The sequence below is a fragment of the Streptomyces sp. NPDC021019 genome (assembly GCF_044333295.1).
GTDB lineage: Bacteria > Actinomycetota > Actinomycetes > Streptomycetales > Streptomycetaceae > Streptomyces.
The window spans coordinates 799,131-818,677 of the sequence record NZ_JBIRQR010000002.1 but is presented as its reverse complement, the minus strand read 5'-3'; the positions used below and the strand labels follow the sequence as shown (position 1 = coordinate 818,677).

Annotated in this window: 18 protein-coding genes; 11 read left to right on the top strand and 7 right to left on the bottom strand. The window is 70.7% G+C overall.

What is annotated here, in order from left to right:
• Positions 1–25: 25 nt before the first annotated feature.
• Together ACH4RG_RS14725 and ACH4RG_RS14720 are read right to left on the bottom strand one after the other, a co-directional pair.
• On the bottom strand, positions 26–913 hold the full coding sequence (locus ACH4RG_RS14725; protein ID WP_397916748.1) for a S1 family peptidase: 888 nt from the start codon (positions 911–913) through the stop codon (positions 26–28).
• Between the two features lie 144 nt (positions 914–1,057).
• Positions 1,058–1,201 (bottom strand): hypothetical protein, encoded by a 144-nt coding sequence (locus ACH4RG_RS14720; RefSeq protein WP_397916747.1) that lies wholly within the window; start codon positions 1,199–1,201, stop codon positions 1,058–1,060.
• A 120-nt stretch (positions 1,202–1,321) separates the two neighbouring features.
• On the opposite strand from ACH4RG_RS14720, the gene ACH4RG_RS14715 reads away from it, so the two are divergent.
• The 3 genes from ACH4RG_RS14715 (at position 1,322) to ACH4RG_RS14705 (ending at position 3,593) form a co-directional block, all read left to right on the top strand.
• Positions 1,322–1,765 (top strand): nuclear transport factor 2 family protein, encoded by a 444-nt coding sequence (locus ACH4RG_RS14715; RefSeq protein WP_398160730.1) that lies wholly within the window; start codon positions 1,322–1,324, stop codon positions 1,763–1,765.
• Positions 1,766–1,854: 89 nt separating this feature from the next.
• Positions 1,855–2,508 (top strand): HAD family hydrolase, encoded by a 654-nt coding sequence (locus ACH4RG_RS14710; protein ID WP_398539631.1) that lies wholly within the window; start codon positions 1,855–1,857, stop codon positions 2,506–2,508.
• 116 nt (positions 2,509–2,624) lie between these two features.
• Entirely contained in the window at positions 2,625–3,593 is a 969-nt protein-coding gene (locus ACH4RG_RS14705; protein ID WP_397916744.1) for a glutaminase, read from the top strand.
• 79 nt (positions 3,594–3,672) lie between these two features.
• Here ACH4RG_RS14705 and ACH4RG_RS14700 read toward each other — a convergent pair whose 3' ends face one another.
• The 3 genes from ACH4RG_RS14700 to ACH4RG_RS14690 all read right to left on the bottom strand — a co-directional run bounded on the left by ACH4RG_RS14700 (position 3,673) and on the right by ACH4RG_RS14690 (position 5,977).
• Positions 3,673–4,191: a pyridoxamine 5'-phosphate oxidase family protein gene (locus ACH4RG_RS14700; RefSeq protein ID WP_397916743.1), complete on the bottom strand. Its 519-nt coding sequence runs from the start codon at positions 4,189–4,191 to the stop codon at positions 3,673–3,675.
• Positions 4,192–4,268: 77 nt separating this feature from the next.
• Positions 4,269–5,009: a class I SAM-dependent methyltransferase gene (locus ACH4RG_RS14695; protein ID WP_398539630.1), complete on the bottom strand. Its 741-nt coding sequence runs from the start codon at positions 5,007–5,009 to the stop codon at positions 4,269–4,271.
• Positions 5,010–5,083: 74 nt separating this feature from the next.
• On the bottom strand, positions 5,084–5,977 hold the full coding sequence (locus ACH4RG_RS14690) for an NADP-dependent oxidoreductase (RefSeq protein ID WP_398539781.1): 894 nt from the start codon (positions 5,975–5,977) through the stop codon (positions 5,084–5,086).
• A gap of 87 nt (positions 5,978–6,064) precedes the next feature.
• Between ACH4RG_RS14690 and ACH4RG_RS14685 the strand changes: the two genes are divergently transcribed.
• A complete protein-coding gene (locus ACH4RG_RS14685; protein WP_397916741.1) occupies positions 6,065–6,643 on the top strand; it encodes a TetR/AcrR family transcriptional regulator in 579 nt (192 codons plus the stop codon).
• Positions 6,644–6,656: 13 nt separating this feature from the next.
• Here the strand turns inward: ACH4RG_RS14685 and ACH4RG_RS14680 are convergent, their stop codons facing one another.
• Positions 6,657–7,862 carry a PP2C family protein-serine/threonine phosphatase gene (locus tag ACH4RG_RS14680; RefSeq protein WP_397928170.1) on the bottom strand — a complete coding sequence of 402 codons (1,206 nt, stop codon included), beginning with the start codon at positions 7,860–7,862 and terminating at the stop codon, positions 6,657–6,659.
• Positions 7,863–8,126: 264 nt separating this feature from the next.
• Here ACH4RG_RS14680 and ACH4RG_RS14675 point away from each other — a divergent pair, with 264 nt between their 5' ends.
• From ACH4RG_RS14675 to ACH4RG_RS14645, 7 genes are all read left to right on the top strand, one after another.
• Positions 8,127–9,572, top strand: coding sequence for a basic amino acid/polyamine antiporter (locus tag ACH4RG_RS14675; RefSeq protein WP_398539629.1), 1,446 nt, complete (start codon positions 8,127–8,129; stop codon positions 9,570–9,572).
• Positions 9,573–9,729: 157 nt separating this feature from the next.
• Positions 9,730–10,986 (top strand): arginine deiminase, encoded by a 1,257-nt coding sequence (locus ACH4RG_RS14670; protein WP_398539628.1) that lies wholly within the window; start codon positions 9,730–9,732, stop codon positions 10,984–10,986.
• Between the two features lie 122 nt (positions 10,987–11,108).
• Positions 11,109–11,381: a hypothetical protein gene (locus ACH4RG_RS14665; RefSeq protein WP_397916737.1), complete on the top strand. Its 273-nt coding sequence runs from the start codon at positions 11,109–11,111 to the stop codon at positions 11,379–11,381.
• Positions 11,382–11,506: 125 nt separating this feature from the next.
• Positions 11,507–12,655, top strand: coding sequence for a tRNA dihydrouridine synthase DusB (gene dusB, locus ACH4RG_RS14660; protein ID WP_397916736.1), 1,149 nt, complete (start codon positions 11,507–11,509; stop codon positions 12,653–12,655).
• A 628-nt stretch (positions 12,656–13,283) separates the two neighbouring features.
• Positions 13,284–15,995, top strand: coding sequence for a pyruvate, phosphate dikinase (ppdK, locus tag ACH4RG_RS14655; RefSeq protein ID WP_397932783.1), 2,712 nt, complete (start codon positions 13,284–13,286; stop codon positions 15,993–15,995).
• A 663-nt stretch (positions 15,996–16,658) separates the two neighbouring features.
• Positions 16,659–17,702, top strand: coding sequence for an ArsR/SmtB family transcription factor (locus ACH4RG_RS14650; protein ID WP_397916734.1), 1,044 nt, complete (start codon positions 16,659–16,661; stop codon positions 17,700–17,702).
• 143 nt (positions 17,703–17,845) lie between these two features.
• On the top strand, positions 17,846–18,256 hold the full coding sequence (locus ACH4RG_RS14645; RefSeq protein ID WP_007449495.1) for a VOC family protein: 411 nt from the start codon (positions 17,846–17,848) through the stop codon (positions 18,254–18,256).
• Between the two features lie 78 nt (positions 18,257–18,334).
• On the opposite strand, the gene ACH4RG_RS14640 is transcribed toward ACH4RG_RS14645, so the two are convergent.
• Positions 18,335–19,501 (bottom strand): alkaline phosphatase PhoX, encoded by a 1,167-nt coding sequence (locus ACH4RG_RS14640; RefSeq protein ID WP_398539627.1) that lies wholly within the window; start codon positions 19,499–19,501, stop codon positions 18,335–18,337.
• Positions 19,502–19,547 lie beyond the last annotated feature (46 nt).

Below are 19,547 nucleotides of genomic sequence, written 5' to 3'. Positions count from 1 at the left end.
TCGACCATGACGACGGAGCCTCGAATCAGCCGCGGCGGCCTATCGCCTCACGGATCCAGCCCGCGTAGGCGGGCGCGCTGGTGTACAGACCCGGCCCATCGCTGCAACGCACGCCCGGCGCACCCGGGCCCGAGGTGACGCCGATGAGCTCCCAGCGCCCCTTCCGGTCCCGCTGGAGCTGGGGGCCGCCCGAGTCGCCGTTGCACGCCATGGCCTTGGGTATCCGGCTGACGGTGCACAGGCGGGTGCTGTCCGCGTAGCCCGGCGCGCAGTCGGTCACCGCGGCCCGGCGGGTGTCGAGTTCCTGGAGCCGGTCGGGGAAGACCCACGGGGCGTCGGGTGCGTCGTCGGTCCTGCCGAAGCCGAGGATCCGGGTCGGGGTGCCGGGCCGCCCCGGACGATCGGCGATGCGGACGGGCTTCTCCGCGACGGGGCGGTTCAGACGGATCAGGGCGATGTCGTCGCGGTTGGGGCCGGTGTCATCACCGCTCCGGTAGCCGGGATGGGAGACCGTCCTCGCGACGGACCGGACCGTGCCTCCGGAGTCCTTCCACTCGCTGCCGACCCTGACCGTGCCGTCCAGGGTGACAAGCTTCGGGTCCACACAGTGGGCAGCCGTGAGCACCCATCGGGAGTCGATCAACGATCCTCCGCAGAACCCCTTGAACGTCGGGTCGTCCGCACCCGTCACGGGGATCGACACCATGGATGGGTAACGCTGCGTGGAATCCTTTCCGTTGACGATGGCTCCGGCGCTGCCGGTCATCGTGGCGGCGCACGCCGCTCCGGCCAGGACGACGGCGGCGGCGCGCGCCACCGTACGGCGTGAGGACTTCAAGCGGAACACTGGTTCTCCGATCGGCTGAGCATGTTCGACATGCCCAGCCTCCGCGATCAAGAGCAGCTGATCCATCCGGCCAGCGGGCCTGCCTGAGGTCGGGCCCGCTGGTCCGCGCGGGGTAGGGAGACCCCCCGGGCGACGTGGGTCATCGACGTCCGGTGTGGCGCCCGGACTGCCGGAGCCGCCCGTCCACACGAGCCTGTTGGACGGAGCCCTCTACGGCACGTGCCGGGCGAAGAACCGAGGCCCGGTGTCCAGCTCGAACTCCGGGACGCCGGTGTGCCCGCCGAGGTTGGCGTGCAGCGGAACGGTGACCCGGCGGGCTTCCTGCGAAGCCGTCGCCGCCCTCAAGCCGCGCAAACAAGTGGATTTGGATGATCCGCTCGTCCTACTTCCGAGGTAATCGTCTTGGCGTGCCCCTGCTGGCAGGGTTGGCGATCTCTCCGCGTCGCAGGACGCGGACCGGACGGAGAGGTCGTCATGTCCACAGCCACGTTTACGAGCACGCGCGCGGTGATCGAGGAGTTGCTGCGCAGAATCGGCGAGGGCAACCCCGAGCGCATCGCCGAGATGTATGCCGAGCAGGGCGATTGGAAGCTCTCCTGGCCGGAGGCCGAGCACGGCCGTACTGCCACACCGTGGATCCGCCACCGGTCCACCCGGGCCGACGCGGCCGCCCACTACCGCGAGCTGGCCGAGCACCACGTGCCGGAGCAGGTGGCGACCGAGATCGAGCGCATCCTTGTCGACGGAAGCGACGCGGTCGTGCTGGGCGTGATCCGTCAGACCGCCCGGCTCACGGGGCGTGCCTACCGGGCGCGGTTCGCTCTGCATCTCACCGTCGCGGACGGCCTCGTCACCCGGCACCATGTCTACGAGGACAGCCTGGCCGTCGCCCGGGCCTTCGCAGCGGAGCACCAGTGAGGAACCCGGGCCACCGTGAGGACGCCGCCGCTCACACGGCGGCCTGCTGAGCTGCCGCGTGACGGGGACGGCCCGCATATCCTGCGGGCATGATCCAACCGATTGAACTCGTCATATTCGACTGCGACGGCGTGCTGGTCGACAGCGAACGGATCGCGGCGCGCGTCGACGCACTCGTCCTGGCCGAGCTGGGCTGGGAACTCACCGAAGCCGAGATCATCGACCGGTTCATGGGCCGCTCCAGCCGGTCGATGACGCGGCAGATGGAGGAGCACCTCGGGCGCAGTCTGCCGGCCGACTGGGAGGAAGAGTTCAAGCCCCTCTACCACGATGCGCTCGCCGCTGAACTCACCCCCGTCGAGGGCATCGTCGACGCCCTCGACGCGCTCACGCACCTTCCCACCTGCGTGGCATCCAGCGGGAGCCACGACAAGATGCGCTTCACCCTGGGGATCACCGATCTCTACCCGCGCTTCGAAGGCCGCATCTTCAGCGCCACCGAGGTCGAGCACGGCAAACCGGCCCCGGACCTGTTCCTCCACGCCGCGCGACAGATGGGGGTCGCGCCCGAGGCGTGCGCCGTGGTCGAGGACAGTCAGTACGGTCTCCAAGCAGCCCGGGCCGCAGGCATGCGCGCCTTCGCCTACGACGGGGGAATGACTCCCGTGGGCCGCCTCGAAGGGCCCGGCACCGTCGTCTTCGACGACATGCGCAGACTGCCCGGCCTCCTCGCGGATCAGTGACCACCACCTGAGGCGATTCCCGGCCGCCCGGGTGAGAGACCCTGGAAGCGCCCCCCACTTCTGCTCCGCCCACCGGGCCTCCTCGCTCCTCTCTCCGTTCTCCGTCAGGAATCGCCGTGTCCCACCCCTCCGCCGTCCCTCGGACGAGCAGTGCCGCTCCGCGCGCCGACGCGCACCGCTTCAGCCACGTCATCAGCCGTATCGCCGAGGAGATGGCCGCACTCGACGACCACGGCGCTCCTGCCGACTACATCCCGATGCTCGCCGGCGCCGACCCCCGGCGCTTCGGCATGGCCGTCGCGGAGCCGGACGGAACCGTCTACGGCGTCGGCGACTGGCAGCAGCCGTTTTCCACGCAGTCCATATCCAAGGTGTTCGCCCTCGCTCTGGCGCTCTCCCTGGACGGCGAGCAGATATGGCGGGGAGTCGGCCGGGAGCCTTCGGGCAACCCGTTCAACTCCCTGGTGCAGCTGGAGTACGAGAACGGCGTGCCCCGCAACCCGTTCATCAACGCCGGGGCCCTGGTGGTGACCGACCGGCTCCAGGCGCTGAGCGGGGACGCCGCCGGCCAGGTGCGGGAGCTGCTGCGGTCGGAGAGCGGCAACGCCGCCATCGACTTCGTACCGGAGGTCGCCGCCTCCGAGGCGGCCTTCGGCGACCGCAATGCCGCGCTGGCCCACTTCATGGCCTCCTACGGCAACATCACGCTCCCGGTCCCCGAACTGCTCGCCGCCTACTTCCGCCAGTGCTCGATCGAGGCGTCCTGCGCGGACCTGGCCCTCTCCGCGGGGTTTCTGGCCCGGCACGGCATTCGGGCCGACGGCTCCGCGCTGCTCACCCGCAGCCAGGCGAAGCAGGTCAACGCGGTCATGCTCACCTGCGGGACGTACGACGCGGCCGGAGAGTTCGCCTACCGGGTGGGGCTGCCGGGCAAGAGCGGCGTCGGCGGGGGGATCATCGCCATCGTGCCCGGGGAGTGCACCCTGTGCGTATGGAGCCCGGGGCTCGACCGGCGCGGCAACTCGGTGGCGGGCGTCTCGGCCCTCGCCCGATTCACCACGCTGACCGGGCTCTCCGTCTTCTGACACAGGTGCCGGGCTACGGGTCCGGGCTGGTCCAGAACTGGCCGGGCTACGGGTCCGGGCTGGTCCAGAACTGGCCGGGCTACCGGTCCGGCCTGGTCCAGAACTGGCGCGGTGCGAAGCCCTCGCGCCGCAGCCAGTGCTCCGTATAGACGATCCGCTCCGCGTCGATCACGACGAGAGGGCCCGACTGGGGTTCGTCGAGAGAGCGTGACCGCTCGACGTGGTCGGACTGCCATCGGAAGGCCGGCCAATAGTGTGCGAAGTCGGGGTCGTCCTCGGACAGCACGCGAGCCCGCCCGAAGAGCTGGGCCCCCCGGCTGCTGGCCTGTCCGACCAGCGGGGCGAAGATGCCCACCGACACACGGGGGTCGGCGGCGAGGTTCCTCATCTTCGGGGAACCGGGCGCCGTGCTGAACATCACCGCGAAGTCGAGGGGGAAGTACCGCACAGGCGTCGCGAGGGGCCCTTCCGGGCCCGCGGTCGCGAGCACGCACATGTTCTGTGTCGACAGCAGGTTGAGGATGCGTTCTTCCAGCCGATCGCGATCGAGCCGCTTGTCGGGTGAGGGGCCGGCCAGCCACGGGTTGGTCACAGGCATGGTCGATCTTCCCCCACCCCGTCACCCAGCGGTGCGGGGGCCTCGGTCGCTGTGGCTCCCAACTGCCCCCCGTGACGTCACGACTTCAGGGCGATGAGGCGGTACAGCGGGTCCGGGCGGGGCGCGTCCTGGTCCGGCAGGGCGGCGAGCCGCCGCCGCACGGCGGCCACCTGGTCCCGGGGTGCGTGGGTGCACCAGGAGATGCGGCCCGCCTCGATCACCTCACGCCACCCGCGAGGGCTGCGGCCCTGTCCCGTGCCGGGGAACCGCGTCCGCCCGACCGCCCCCAGGCCCTGTTCCGCCGCCCAACGGAGCAACCGGGCGGATCGGTCGGGTACTTGGGGTGCGTGCCGGCGGCGGAGGTCCGCCGTGACCTCGGCGATGTCGCTGTCCTCGGCGAAGTACGCCTCGTTCTTGTCGACGGTGGTGATCAGCGTCCCGCCGGGCCGCAGCACCCGGGCCGCCTCCGTCAGGACCGGCAGGGGGTCGGGCAGCAGATGCAGCAACCAGACGATCACGACGGCGTCCACCGCGTCCGACGCGAAGGGCAGCCGTGTGCCGTCGCCCCGCACGACGCCCCCCGGCGCCCGCCGCGCGGCGAGGCCCAGCATCCCGGGCGAACGGTCGACACCCACCACCGTCCGCCCCGGACGCCGCAGCCGTTCCGTCACGATGCCCGTACCGCACGCGATGTCCAGGACGGTGCGGGGCCCTTGCGGCAGGAGCCGCTCCGCCGCGTCCGCTGCCGCCCGGGCCCTCGGTTCACCACCCCGGGACGCGTCGTAGTGCCGGGCCTCGTCGTCGTCGTAGTCGAGCACGTTCGTCCCCTGTCACCGCGCCGGTGGCTGCCACTGTGCCCGGCGTACCCTACGGGCCGTGACGCGCCTCCCGGTCAGATGATCACTACACGGCGGCCCCGCGTATGCCCGGCCCGGCTGTCGATGTGCGCGGCGGCGGCCTCGGTGAGCGGGTAGGACTTCTCCACCGGGATGTGCAGCCGGCCGCGTGAGATCAGCGCCGCCGCCTCGGCCAGCGCGTCCGGCACACTCCCCGCCACGCCGGAGAACCGGACGCCGTACTCCGCCGCGCCCAGGTCCGCGATGGTGATGACCTTCCGCGGGTCACCGGTCAGTTCGACCAGTTCGCCGAGCACGCCCGAGCCCGCCAGATCGAGCGCGGCGTCGACCCGGCCGAGCAGCCGCACCCGCTCGACCCAGCCCTCGCCGTACGTCGTGGCGAGCGCGCCCAGGCCACGCAGGTACTCCTGGTTGGCGGCGCCCGCCGTGCCGATGACCGTGACGCCCCGGTCGCGGGCGATCTGGAGCACCGCCGAACCGACGCCGCCGGACGCGCCGTTGACCAGCAGTGTCTGACCGGGCAGGACCCCGACCTCGCGCAGGACGCGCAGCGCGGTCTCCACCACGGACGGATAGCCCGCCGCCTCCTCGAAGGTCAGGCCCTCCGGCATCCGGGCCCACGCCGACAGCACGGCGAACTCGGCGTAGGTGTCGGAGCCCTCGCCGAACACGTGGTCGCCGACCGCCACTCCTTCGACGCCCTCACCCACCTCGTCCACCACTCTGGCGGCGTCGAGGCCCACTCCTGACGGCAGTTCGACCGGATGGGCGCCCAGGACCTGGCCCTCGCGGATGCGCCAGTCGACGGGGTTCACTCCGGCGGCGCGGACGCGGACGCGTATCCGGCCGGGGCCCGCGTGGGGCTCCTCGGCATCCACGAGGCGCAGGACGTCCGGGCCGCCGAACGAGGCGAAGCTGACCTTCTTCATGGTCTTCATGGTCTTCATGCGCCGAACGTAACACTAACGGTTAGCTTTTCGCATCCGTTCTGCTTTTGCATTTGCTAGTGTCAGCGCATGAACGAGCCCATCGGGCGTCGCGAGCGGAAGAAGGCCGCGACCCGGCAGAAGATCGCCGACACCGCTCTGCGGCTCTTCCTGGAACGCGGGTACGACGCCGTGGGCATCCGTGACGTGGCGGCCGAGGCGGACGTAGCGGTGACCACGCTCTTCTCCCACTTCGCCTCGAAAGAGGCGTTGGTCTTCGAGCAGGACCAGGGCTTCGAGCAGGGCCTCGTCCGTGCGGTCGCCGACCGTACGCCGGACGAGCCGCTGATTCCCGCGCTGCGCCGCGAGATCCACGCCCTGGTACGCCACTGCGGGGCGCCCGGGGCCGCCCCGGTCCGGAACATGATCGAGTCGTCGCCGTCCTTGCGGGAGTACGAGGAGTCGATGCGGCTGCGCCACGCGGAGTCGCTCGCCGCCGCGATCGCCGCCGACCTCGGTGTACCGGAGACGTCGACGGCCTGCCGGACCATCGCGAGGTTCGCGATCGACGCCTACGCGCTGGCCCGCGAGGCGGCCGATCCGCAGGCCGCGGTGGACGAGATCTTCGGGATGATCGAGGCGGCGTGGGGGGCCTCCCGCCTCGCCTGAGGAACGTTCGAACTCAGGCGTCCGGCCGGCGGATCCCGCCGCGAGGGCCGTGCCAGTCCAGGCACAGGGCGGTGGCGTCGTCCTTCGGCGGCCGGCCGGCATAGGCGTCGGCCACCGCGGCGACCAGGGTGCGGACGACCTCGCGCGGATGCTCGGCCGCGGTCCGCAGCAGAAGGCCGGGCAGGTCGACCGTCTCCGCCTCACGTTCTTGCATCCCGTCGGTGAACAGCACGAGACGGTCGCCGGGGCGCAGGTCGATCTCCTGCACCTCGTAAGAGCCCTGAGGGGTGAATCCGAACGGCATGTTGACGACCAAGCCCAGCTCCTCGACCGTGCCCTCGCGCAGGCGGAGCGGTCCGGGGTGGCCGGCGTTGACCATGTGGGCGCCGCTGCCGTCCAGGGCGATGCGGAGCAACTGGCCCGTGGCGTAGGCGTGGCGCCCGTGGTCGAGGAGGGCCTGATGCATGTGGCGGGCCTGTTCGGCGAGGTCCGCTCCGGCGCGGCGGGCGCCGCGGGAGGCGTTCACGACCAGGGTGGCGGTGAGGGAAGCGTCGACGTCGTGGCCCATGGCGTCGGTGACGGACAGATGCAGGGTGTCGTGGTCGAGGCTGTAGTCGTAGGTGTCCCCGGCGATGTCGGAAGCCGGGACCAGGGCTCCGGCGAGGGTGAACTCGGCCGCCTCGCAGGAGGGGGCCGAGGGGAGGAGCTGCCGCTGGATCTCCGCCGCCAGGCTGACCGTCGTGGTGCGGTTCCCCCAGTGGTAGAGGTCGGTGAAGCGACGGTCGGTGACGATGATGTACGCCAGTGCGTGCGCGGCCTCCTCGACCTGCTCCAGCACGCTCTCGGTCACGACGTCGAGATACAGCTCCAGCACACCGATGGTGTCACCGCGGTTGGTGACCGGCGCGAGCACGCGCTGCCCCGGCCCGCCCTCCTCGGCGAGCACCGTCTTCTGGGCACGCAGGACCTTGTCGTAGACGCCGCTGCCGGCCAGGGGCACCCTCTCGGCCCGTCTCTCGGTCCGGTGCTCCCGGGGGACGCCGACCGTGTCGTTGACCCGCAGCAGACGGCTGCCGACCACGTCGACGAAGAGGAACGACACGGACCGCGCACCGAACCGCGTGCGCAGATCGCGCGCCACGACATCGATCGAGTCCACCGGGGCCGCGTTCTCCGCAGCCGCCAGCACTTCAGCAAGTCCCATCCGGTCACAGGTCATCACAGCCTCCCAAAGTTGAGACTGCTTCTGCCCGCTGACGCCTCTCTCATGGCACCGATCAAGGAAACCTGGGGTGGCGGCGAGAGATTCCTCCCGGCGTCTCCCCTCGGAAGTGCACCCGGAACGAGTCGGGTCCCCCGTGGTGTCCAGCTTCGCGAGCAGGGCTGGCTGCACCACTCCGCCGGGGAGGATATGGGCTGTTTTGCGCCATTGAATTGTTAGCTTTCCCTGGTTGGCCGATGACCGCATCGACAGGGGAACGTCATGACGCACGCCGGACCTCAGGCCGCGGAGCGCCCGGCGGTGAAGCTGACGCTCCTCACGCTCACCGCGATGGTCGTCGGCTCGATGGTGGGCGCCGGGGTGTTCTCGCTGCCCCGGCGCTTCGCGCAGGAGACCGGCGTCGCGGGAGCGCTGATCGCCTGGGCCGTCGCCGGGACCGGCATGCTGATGCTCGCCTTCGTCTTCCAGACGCTCGCCGTCCGCCGCCCCGACCTGGACGCCGGGGTCTACGCGTACGCGAAAGCGGGCTTCGGCGAGTACCTCGGCTTCTTCTCCGCCTTCGGCTACTGGGCCAGCGCCTGCGTCGGCAACGTCACCTACTGGGTGCTCATCATGTCGACGGTCGGGGCGGTGGCGCCCGCACTGGGCGACGGCGACACCGTGATGGCGGTGGTGATCTCCTCGGTCGGTCTGTGGGGGTTCTTCCTGCTGATCCGCCGGGGCGTCAAGGAAGCCGCGGCGATCAACCGGATCGTCACCGTGGCCAAGATCGTGCCCATCCTCTTCTTCGTGATCCTGGCGCTGTTCTACTTCGACGCCTCGGTCTTCGCGGACAACTTCGGCGGCGCCGACTACGCGGGCTCCCTCTTCGACCAGGTCCGCGGCACGATACTCGCGACGGTCTTCGTCTTCCTCGGCGTCGAAGGGGCCAGCGTCTACTCGCGCCACGCCAAGCGCCGCGAGGACGTGGGGCGGGCCACCGTCCTCGGATTTCTCAGCGTCTTCGCCGTCTTCGCCTCCGTCACGATCGTCAGTTACGGACTGCTGCCCATGGCCGAGATCGCGGAGCTGCGGCAGCCCTCGATGGCCGAGGTGCTGGAGTCGGCGGTCGGCACCTGGGGCAAGGTCTTCGTCAGCGTGGGCCTCATCGTCTCCGTGCTCGGCGCCTACCTCGCCTGGACGCTGATGGCCGCCGAAGTCCTGTTCGTCGCCGCGAAGGACAAGGACATGCCCCGCTTCCTGGGGCGGTCGACCGGGGCGGACGTGCCCGAGGCCGCGCTGCTCATGACCACGTGCCTGAGCCAGGTCGTCCTGGTCGTGACGCTGTTCTCCGACGACGCCTTCAACTTCGCCCTCGACCTGACCAGCGCGCTCAGCCTGATTCCCTTCCTGCTGGCCGCCGGCTTCGCCGTACAGATCGCCTGGCGGCCCGGCCGGTCCGACGTAAAGGGGCGCAGTACCCGTCGCGAGCTGGTGATCGCCGTGGTGGCCACGCTCTACACCGCGTTCCTGCTGTACGCGGCGGGGCTGAAGTTCGTCCTCGTCTCCTTCATCCTCTACGCCCCGGCCACCTTCCTCTTCGTCAAGTCCCGCAGGGAACAGGGGCGCAGGCCCTTCTCCCCTGGCGAGGCCGTCATCTGCGCCGTCTCGGTCGCCGGCGCCGTCGCGGGGGTGGTGGCGCTGGCCGCGGGCTGGATCGAGCTCTGAGCGACCTCCGCACGCCCCCGCTCCGGGCCCCCGGCTGACTTCCCTGTCGCTGCCGCGCGACTCCGCACACCTCTCTGCCGTCATCTGCCGCGCGCCCCTGCTGCCGTCGCCGCGCGACCCCGCACACCCTCCGCCGTCACCGAGTGAAAGGCCCACCGTGAACAGCACCGCCCCCGCGTCCGCCCTCGGCGTCCACTCCGAGGTGGGACGTCTGCGCAAGGTCCTGGTCTGCGCCCCCGGACTGGCCCACCGGCGGCTGACCCCCACCAACTCCGGCGAACTGCTCTTCGACGACGTGATGTGGGTGGAGAACGCCCAGCGCGACCACGCCGACTTCGTCGCCCAGCTCACCGGGTGCGGCGTGGAGGTCGTCGAACTGCATGACCTGCTCGCCGCCACGGTGGCGGTCCCCGAGGCCCGGGCGTGGCTCCTGGACCGGAAGATCACCGCCAACGAGGTGGGCCTCGGCCTGATCGACGACACCCGCGCCTTCCTGGAGACCCTGACCCCGCGGCAGCTCGCGGAGTACCTGATCGGCGGGCTCGCCACCGCCGACCTCCCCGACGCGTTCCGCTCGGGGTACGTGGCGCTCGCCCGTGAGGGGGCCGGGGCGCGGGAGTACCTGATGCCGCCGCTGCCCAACACCCTGTACACCCGTGACACCACCTGCTGGCTCTACGGCGGAGTGACGCTGAACCCGCTCTACTGGTCCGCCCGGCGGGACGAGACGCTGCTCATGAAGACGATCTACACCTTCCACCCCGACTTCCGGGGCTCCACCGTCTGGTGGGGCGACCCCGAGAAGGAGTGGGGCCAGGCCACGTTCGAGGGCGGGGACATCATGCCCGTCGGCAACGGCGTCGTCCTCATGGGCATGAGCGAACGGACCTCCCGCCAGGCCATCACGCAGGTCGCGGCGGCCCTGTTCGAGCAGGGGGCGGCCGAGCACGTGATCGTCGCAGGGATGCCGAAGCTGCGCTCGGCGATGCACCTCGACACGGTGTTCACCTTCGCGGACCGGGACATCGTCACGCTGTACCCGCGCATCATGGACGGCGTCCACGCCTTCTCGCTGCGGCCGTCCGACCTGCCGCCCGGGATCGAGATCACCGACGAGGGCGGCACCCCGTTCACCGAGGTCGTGGCCCGCGCCCTCGGCCTTCCCCAGCTGAGGGTGATCGAGACCGGCGGCGACGTCTACGCCTCGGAGCGCCAACAGTGGGACAGCGGCAACAACGCGGTGGCGCTGGAGCCCGGCGTGGTCTTCACCTACGACCGCAACACCCAGACCAACGCGCTGCTGCGCCGGGCCGGGGTGGAGGTCATCACCATCGTCGGGGCGGAGCTGGGCCGGGGCCGGGGCGGCGGGCACTGCATGACCTGTCCGCTGATCCGTGACGCGGTGACGTTCTGACCGGGGGGCCGCCGCACGCCGTACGCGAGGAGCTGTGTACGCGAAGGGCTTCGGGGCACGCGAACGACAGGCCGGTCCGCTTCGAGACCGGATTCCGGCGCGACGTCCCGAAGGAGCGACAGATGGCTACGCAGTACGGCAACCAGCCGACCGGGCAGGGGCATCACGGTGCACCGCGGGCCGGTGCCGAAGGCAACGTCTTCAGCATCATCGCGATGGTCCTGGGCGTGATCGGGCTGATCTTCCTGCCGATCGTCTTCGCCCTGGGCGGACTGGTCATGGCCCTCATCGCCAAGGCCGTCCGGCACGAGCGGCTCGCCACGGCCGCCATCGTGGTCAGTGCCGTCGGACTGGTCGGCGGAATGGTCCTCGGCCTCATATTCGCCAGTATGTGAGCGAGCCGGGCGATGCCGACGGGCCCGAGACGGACCCCCGCCTCGGGCCCGTCGGCATCGCCCGGCGGCCGACGGGCTCACCCCGCCGGGGCGGTCACCTCTTCGGCGTACGCGACAATGGAGCCATGACCACGCTCGCCCCCGCCCTCCCGCAGCTCCGCATCGGCCCGCACACCGTGCGGCCGCCGGTCGTGCTGGCCCCGATGGCCGGCATCACCAACGCCCCGTTCCGGACGCTGTGCCGGGAGTTCTCCGGCGGCAAGGGGCTGTTCGTCAGCGAGATGATCACCACGCGGGCGCTGGTCGAGCGCAACGAGAAGACCATGCAGCTCATCCACTTCGACGCGACCGAGACCCCGCGCTCGATCCAGCTGTACGGAGTGGACCCGGTCACCGTCGGCAAGGCGGTCCGGATGATCGTCGACGAGGATCTGGCCGACCACATCGACCTGAACTTCGGCTGCCCGGTCCCCAAGGTCACCCGCAAGGGCGGCGGCTCCGCGCTCCCGTACAAGCGGCCTCTGCTGCGGGCCATCCTCAAGGAGGCCGTGTCCAACGCCGGGGACCTCCCCGTCACCATCAAGATGCGCAAGGGCATCGACGACGACCACCTCACCTTCCTCGACGCCGGCCGCATCGCCGTCGAGGAGGGCGTCACCGCCGTCGCCCTGCACGGGCGCACCACCGCCCAGCACTACGGCGGCACCGCCGACTGGGACGCCATCGCCCGGCTCAAGGAGCACGTCCCGGAGATCCCCGTCCTCGGCAACGGGGACATCTGGTGCGCGGACGACGCCCTGCGCATGATGCGGGAGACCGGCTGTGACGGCGTCGTCGTCGGGCGTGGGTGCCTGGGACGGCCCTGGCTCTTCGCCGACCTGGTGAACGCCATGGAGGGGCGCCCGGAACGGCACGCGCCCGCTCTGCGCGAGGTCGCGGACGCCATGGTGCGTCACGCGACGCTGCTGGGGGAGTGGATCGGCGACGAGGCCCGCGGCGTGATCGACTTCCGTAAGCACGTGGCCTGGTATCTCAAGGGCTTCGCGGTCGGCTCCGAGATGCGCAGGAAGCTGGCGGTCACCTCCTCGCTGGAGGAGCTGGGCAGCCAGCTGCACGAGCTGGACCTCGACCAGCCCTGGCCGGACGGCGCCGACGGGCCGCGCGGCCGCACCTCGGGCAACAACCGGGTCGTCCTGCCGGACGGCTGGCTGAAGGACCCGTACGACTGCGCGGGCATCAGCGCCGACGCGGAGCTGGACACCTCCGGCGGCTGACCCCGTACGGAGAAGGGGCCTCCCTCGTTCGTACGGGGGAGGCCCTCCGCGTTCCGTGAGCGGCGGGGCCTCTCGCGCTTGCCGTCATGTCCCGTACCGCCATGCCGCCCTGCCGCGTACCGCACGCTGTGGGGTCGGAGCCGCTCCGTGCCCGTGAGGCCCCCGCCGCCGACGGTTCCCGCGCGGGGGCGGGCCTTCGCCCGTAGCCTGGAAGAGGTCGGCCCCGGGGTTCCCAGCGACGGCCCGGAGCGTCCGGATCCTGAAATCCGGGGTCCGAAACGGGCGTGATTCACGCCACCCTTGATCGGGGTTGCGCTCAGATGAGCGTTTTCGGTGTGGCTGCACTTCTGGAAGACGTGGCACTCAGTGCCACGTCGCTGGATTCGAGAAGTGAAATCATCTGGTCAACCACTCGCTCAGAAGAGCGGCTATGGTCAAGTTTCGGCCATGCTGCATTCGGGAGGTGAAGGCGGAGCGTCAGGGCCTTCGACCGCGCGAGCCTTTCGATCTGCGGGCGGACGGGTGGTTGCGGTCGTATGACGACCAAGTGGACGTACCCATCCACCTTCGATCTGGGTATGTTCCTCGCCGTCAGGGCAGCCACCGCGTCCTCGAGGAGTCGAGACCCGTGTCGGAAAACAAAGATCCCCAGAAGTTCGTCTACGACTTCACCGAGGGCAACAAGGATCTGAAGGATCTTCTGGGCGGCAAGGGTGCGAACCTCGCCGAGATGACCAACCTCGGGTTGCCTGTTCCTCCGGGCTTCACGATCACCACCGAGGCCTGCAAGGTCTACCTGGACAGCGGGGACGCGCCGACCGCACTGCGCGACGAGGTGAGTGCGCACCTCGAGGCGCTCGAAGAGCGCATGGGCAAGCGGCTCGGTCAGGCGGACGACCCGCTGCTGGTCTCCGTCCGCTCCGGCGCCAAGTTCTCCATGCCGGGCATGATGGACACCGTCCTGAACATCGGCCTCTCCGACGACTCGGTGGCCGGCCTCGCCACCCAGTCCGGCGACGAGCGCTTCGCCTGGGACTCCTACCGTCGGCTCATCCAGATGTTCGGCAAGACCGTCCTCGGGGTCGACGGCGACCTCTTCGAGGAGGCGCTGGAGGCGGCGAAGGACGCGAAGAAGGTCACGGTCGACACCGATCTCGCCGCGGCCGACCTCAAGAAGCTCGTCAAGCAGTTCAAGAAGATCGTCGAGTCCGAGGCCGGACGCGCGTTCCCGCAGGACGCCCGCGAGCAGATGGACCTGGCCATAAACGCGGTCTTCGACTCGTGGAACACCGACCGGGCCAAGCTCTACCGCCGCCAGGAGCGCATCCCCGGCGACCTCGGCACGGCCGTCAACGTCTGTTCGATGGTCTTCGGCAACCTGGGCCCCGACTCCGGCACCGGCGTCGCCTTCACCCGCGACCCGGCCAGCGGCCACCAGGGCGTCTACGGCGACTACCTCCAGAACGCGCAGGGCGAGGACGTGGTCGCCGGCATCCGCAACACGGTGCCGCTCGCCGACCTGGAGTCGATCGACAAGAAGTCGTACGACCAGCTCATGCAGATCATGGAGACCCTGGAGAACCACTACAAGGATCTCTGCGACATCGAGTTCACCATCGAGCGCGGCCAGCTCTGGATGCTCCAGACCCGGGTCGGCAAGCGCACCGCCGGCGCCGCCTTCCGGATCGCCACCCAGCTCGTGGACCAGGGCCTGATCGACGAGGCCGAGGCCCTCCAGCGCGTCAACGGCGCCCAGCTCGCCCAGCTGATGTTCCCGCGCTTCGACGACGAGGCGAAGACCGAGCTGCTCGGCCGGGGCATCGCCGCGTCCCCGGGCGCCGCGGTCGGCAAGGCCGTCTTCGACTCGTACACCGCGATCAAGTGGTCCCGCTCCGGCGAGAAGGTCATCCTGATCCGCCGCGAGACCAACCCCGACGACCTCGAGGGCATGATCGCCGCCGAGGGCATCCTGACCTCGCGCGGCGGCAAGACCTCGCACGCGGCGGTCGTGGCGCGCGGCATGGGCAAGACCTGTGTCTGTGGCGCCGAGGACCTGGAGGTCGACACCAAGCGACGCCGGATGACCGTCGGCGGCCGGGTGATCGAGGAGGGCGACCTCGTCTCGATCGACGGCTCCACCGGCAAGGTCTACCTCGGCGAGGTACCCGTCGTACCGTCCCCGGTCGTCGAGTACTTCGAGGGCCGGATGCACGCCGGCGCCGACGACGCCGACGAACTGGTCGCCGCCGTGCACCGGATCATGGCGTACGCGGACCGGGTGCGCCGGCTGCGCGTGCGGGCCAACGCCGACAACGCCGAGGACGCGCTGCGGGCCCGCCGCTTCGGCGCCCAGGGCATCGGCCTGTGCCGCACCGAGCACATGTTCCTCGGCGAGCGCCGCGAGATGGTCGAGAAGCTGATCCTCGCGGACACCGACGACGAGCGCGAGAGTGCGCTGGCGGCTCTTCTCCCGCTCCAGAAGGCCGACTTCATCGAGCTCTTCGAGTCGATGGACGGCCTGCCCGTCACCGTCCGCCTCCTCGACCCGCCGCTGCACGAGTTCCTCCCCGACATCACCGAGCTGTCGGTGCGCGTCGCGCTCGCCGAGTCCCGCAAGGACGCCAACGAGAACGACCTCCGGCTCCTCCAGGCGGTGCACAAGCTGCACGAGCAGAACCCGATGCTGGGGCTGCGCGGGGTGCGCCTGGGCCTGGTCATCCCCGGTCTGTTCGCGATGCAGGTGCGGGCCATCGCCGAGGCCGCCGCCCAGCGCAAGAACGCCAAGGGCGACCCGCGCGCCGAGATCATGATTCCGCTCGTCGGCACGGTCCAGGAGCTGGAGATCGTCCGCGAGGAGGCCGACCGGGTCATCGCCGAGGTCCAGGCGGCCACCGGCACCGACCTCAAGCTGACCATCGGCACCATGATCGAGCTGCCGCGCGCCGCGCTGACGGCGGGCCAGATCGCCGAGGCCGCGCAGTTCTTCTCCTTCGGCACGAACGACCTGACCCAGACGGTGTGGGGCTTCTCCCGCGACGACGTGGAGGCCTCGTTCTTCACCGCGTACCTGGAGAAGGGCATCTTCGGGGTCTCCCCGTTCGAGACGATCGACAAGGACGGCGTCGGCGCGCTGGTCCGCAGCGCCGTCGAGGCCGGCCGGGCCACCCGCCCGGACCTCAAGCTCGGCGTCTGCGGCGAGCACGGCGGCGACCCCGAGTCCGTGCACTTCTTCCACGAGGTGGGCCTGGACTACGTGTCCTGCTCACCGTTCCGGATCCCGGTCGCCCGTCTTGAGGCCGGCCGGGCCGCAGCCGAGTCCCGGGGCAGTGACAGCCGCTGATCCGGACTCACCGGGTCGGGGCCGCAGGGACGGCCCGGACCCACCGGTCGGGGCTGCACGAACAGCCTCCGGCCTCATGGGCAGGGCTGCACGAACAGCCCTGCCCACCGACCAGGGCCTCGAAGGCCCCGCCCAGAAGCGGCGGCACCCTGTGCGGGGGTGCCGCCGCTTCGCCTTGCCCGACCGGAAGCGGCCGGCGGCACGGAACGACCGGCTGACCGGAAGCGGCCGACGGCACGGAAGTGGCGTGTGCGGAAATGACCGGCGATACGGGGAAGTCGTCAGAAGCGCGCACCGAATGCCGCTCCAAGAATGTGGCGCAGAGCACATTGCGTCGTTTAATGCGCAAAGAAAATGTCGGGTGACGGGCCCGGGGGACCGGGGTGCGGTCCATGGATCCCCACCCATGGACCGCACCCGGCTTACCCCCGTCGGGTACGGAGCCGCACCGTCGCCCACCGCCGCCGAACACACAAAGCCCCCCACGGCCTTCACGTGCTCATCCGGTGGGCACCGGATGCGTACCCGACGCCGTACAGCCTTTCGGGTGGAGCGGAACGGGGCGAGACCTTTCACTTCTGGCCGAAACCCCGTGGTGACCTCCTGTGACGGTCCGCATACCCTTCGGTGGGGGCAATTGCGGATGCAACAGGTGGGGGAGCGGTGCTGCGTATCCATGTGTCCAGGCTGGACCTTTCGCGGGTGCGGATGGCCACGAGGCCGGACGCGCTGTGGGAAACCATTCTCAGTTTTCACCGGATCAGGGACCGGCGTGCTTCGACGGTGTTCGGAAAATGGCGTTCGGAATCCCGTGCGCGGTTGAATGGTGAAGCACAGCTGCTGGCGGCGGTCGTCCCGCCCCGCGGCTATTTCCCGGATTTCCTGACGCCTTCCCAGGAGGGCGCCGAGCCTTTCGGGCTCGACGTCGGAATGGAGGCGCTGCGTGACACTCCCGCCGACCGCGTCCACGCCGAGCTGGAGCTGCTGGCCGCCGGGCGGATACGGCAGCGGGCCGGCCTGTCCGCCGGCCCGCGTCAACAGGACTCCGGAGCGGGGAGAGCGGGCGCGGCGCTGCCCGCCGCGCTCATGGAGGGCCGTGCCGAGCCGCTCGCCCGGCTCATCGGGGCGCTCCGCAGCTACCACCACGCGGCCGTGGAGCCCTACTGGCCGCACATCCGGGCCAGCGTCGAGGCGGACCGGGCTGTTCGCGGCCGGGCCCTGCTGGACGGCGGGGCGGACGGGCTCCTGGCCGCGCTGCCGCCGATGATCCGGTGGCGTTCGCCCGTGCTGGAGGCGGACTACCCGGTCGACCGCGATCTGCACCTGGACGGGCGCGGGCTGCTGCTCCAGCCGTCCTTCTTCTGCCGGGGCACCCCCGTGGTCTACCGCGACCCGTCGCTCCCGCCGGTGCTCGTCTACCCGGTGGCCAACCCCGGAGCCCCGGTCTTCGCCGAGCCGGGGCCCTGGCTCGGTCGGCTCGTCGGACACACCCGCTCGGCCGTCCTCTCCTCCATCGGCAACGGCTGCACCACCAGCGAACTCGCCCGCCGTGCCGGAGTGTCGTTGGCCTCCGCGAGCCAGCACGCCTCCGTGCTGCGCGAGGCGGGCCTGGTCCTGACGCTGCGCCACGGCAGCTCGGTCCTGCACACGCTGACCCCGCTCGGCGGCTCCCTGCTGCGCGGCGGCGCCCCCCTCGCCCTGCCCTGAGGACTGCCCGGGGGCCGTTGTCAGTGGGCCGTGCAAATCTTCTGTCGTACGCCGATGAGTTCGGCGCGGACCCGCCGTCTAACCATCGAAAGCGCCGGGCGGACCACCGCGGGCGCCACGGGACAGAGGAAGAGGAAACGACCATGGCTCAGATGATCTTCGTGAACCTGCCGGTGAAGGACCTGGAGACCACCAAGGGTTTCTTCGAGAAGCTGGGTTACGGCTTCAACCCGGCGTTCAGTGACGACAAGACCGCCTGTCTGGTCATCAGCGACACCATCTTCGCCATGCTGATGACCGAGCCACGCTTCAAGGACTTCACCAAGAAGGACGTCGCCGACGCCTCGAAGACCACCGAGGTCATCCTCGCGCTGAGCTGCGACAGCCGCGAGGAGGTCGACCGGCTGGCGGACGCCGCTCTGGCCTCCGGTGGCTCCCCGGCGGGCGAGACGCAGGACATGGGCTTCATGTACGGCCGCTCGTTCCAGGACCCGGACCACCACATCTGGGAGGTCATCTGGATGGACCCGGCCGCCGCCGAAGGCCAGGCCTGAGCCGGCGGACGGGCACGCCGGGCCGGCGCGGCACCCCGCGCCGGCCGGCCCGCCGCCCGATCGGTGAGGCGGCTCCCGTCAGCTGCGGAAGGGCCCCTTCACCTCGTACGTGATGCCTCCGGAGGAGCTGCCGCTCGTCCCGCGCTGCGACGAGAAGTAGAGCCGGCTGCCGTCCGGCGAGAACGCGGGCCCGGTGATCTCCGAACCGGACTGGCCGGTGATCCGGAGGAACGGGGCCACCGTGTCGTCCGGCGTGATCAGGCAGATCTCCATGTTCCCGCCGTCCTCCGCGATGTAGAGGTCGCCGGACCCGGACCGCATGACGTTGTCCACGCCGGTCAGCGGGGCCGAGCCGCCCGTCACCAGCGAGTCGTCGTACGCGAGCGAGATCGACGAGGTGTTCGCGTCGTACGCCCACACCCGGTTGTCGCCCTTGGTGGTGAACCAGCAGGTGCCCGCCGCGTAGAAGCAGCCCTCACCGCCGTTGAACACCTTCGCCCCGGACACCTGGTACCGGGTCTGGGTGGAGGAGCCGGCCGGGTCGGGGACGTTCGCCCAGGTCACCGGACCAGAGGTGGCCGTTCCCGCGACCAGCACCTGGAGGGTGCCGCTCGACAGGTTCCCCCAGGTCGTGGGCCGGAAGCGGTAGAAGCGGCCGTCGCTCTCGTCCTCGGTGAGGTAGACGTACCCGTGGTCCGGGTCGGCGGCGGCTGCCTCGTGCTTGAAACGGCCCATCGCCGGACGCCGCACCGCCGCGTTCACACCCCAGGGATCGGTCTCGTACACATACCCGCGGGTGACCTCCTCGCAGGACAGCCAGGTCTTCCACGGGGTGGCGCCGCCCGCGCAGTTGTTGTTCGTATTGCCCAGGATCCGGTAAGCGGACGTCACCGTTCCCGAGGAGTCGAACCTCACCGCGCTCGCCCCGCCCCCGCTGCTCGGGGACACCTCGGCGTTGGAGACGTAGATCCACCCCGAGCCGTCGGCGTACGTCGCCCCGCCGTCGGGCGCGCTGTGCCAGCGGTAGGAGGTGCCGGGCACGGTCTGCCCGGAGCGGGCGACGATGCGGCTGGTGAAGCCGCTGGGCAGCTGGATGCCGTTGCCGTTGGCCGCCTGGAGCGCGCCGTACGGGCCGGGGGCGGGCTGGGCCGGGTCGGCGAAGGCGGCGCCCCGCCACAGCGTGCCGCCGAAGGCCGCCGCCGAGCTGCCGATCACCGCGGTGCGCAAGAAGGTCCGTCGTTCCACGATCACTCCACGCATGAGTGTGGGCCCGCCGCCCCGGACGGACCGG

What these genes read in the sequence shown, in the direction of transcription:
- ACH4RG_RS14725 (WP_397916748.1), bottom strand. Translation starts at nt 913, where the DNA reads ATGGATCAGCTGCTCTTGATCGCGGAGGCTGGGCATGTCGAACATGCT.
- ACH4RG_RS14715 (WP_398160730.1), top strand. Translation starts at nt 1,322, where the DNA reads ATGTCCACAGCCACGTTTACGAGCACGCGCGCGGTGATCGAGGAGTTG.
- ACH4RG_RS14710 (WP_398539631.1), top strand. Translation starts at nt 1,855, where the DNA reads ATGATCCAACCGATTGAACTCGTCATATTCGACTGCGACGGCGTGCTG.
- ACH4RG_RS14700 (WP_397916743.1), bottom strand. Translation starts at nt 4,191, where the DNA reads ATGCCTGTGACCAACCCGTGGCTGGCCGGCCCCTCACCCGACAAGCGG.
- ACH4RG_RS14690 (WP_398539781.1), bottom strand. Translation starts at nt 5,977, where the DNA reads ATGAAGAAGGTCAGCTTCGCCTCGTTCGGCGGCCCGGACGTCCTGCGC.
- ACH4RG_RS14685 (WP_397916741.1), top strand. Translation starts at nt 6,065, where the DNA reads ATGAACGAGCCCATCGGGCGTCGCGAGCGGAAGAAGGCCGCGACCCGG.
- ACH4RG_RS14680 (WP_397928170.1), bottom strand. Translation starts at nt 7,862, where the DNA reads ATGACCTGTGACCGGATGGGACTTGCTGAAGTGCTGGCGGCTGCGGAG.
- ACH4RG_RS14675 (WP_398539629.1), top strand. Translation starts at nt 8,127, where the DNA reads ATGACGCACGCCGGACCTCAGGCCGCGGAGCGCCCGGCGGTGAAGCTG.
- ACH4RG_RS14665 (WP_397916737.1), top strand. Translation starts at nt 11,109, where the DNA reads ATGGCTACGCAGTACGGCAACCAGCCGACCGGGCAGGGGCATCACGGT.
- dusB (WP_397916736.1), top strand. Translation starts at nt 11,507, where the DNA reads ATGACCACGCTCGCCCCCGCCCTCCCGCAGCTCCGCATCGGCCCGCAC.
- ACH4RG_RS14645 (WP_007449495.1), top strand. Translation starts at nt 17,846, where the DNA reads ATGGCTCAGATGATCTTCGTGAACCTGCCGGTGAAGGACCTGGAGACC.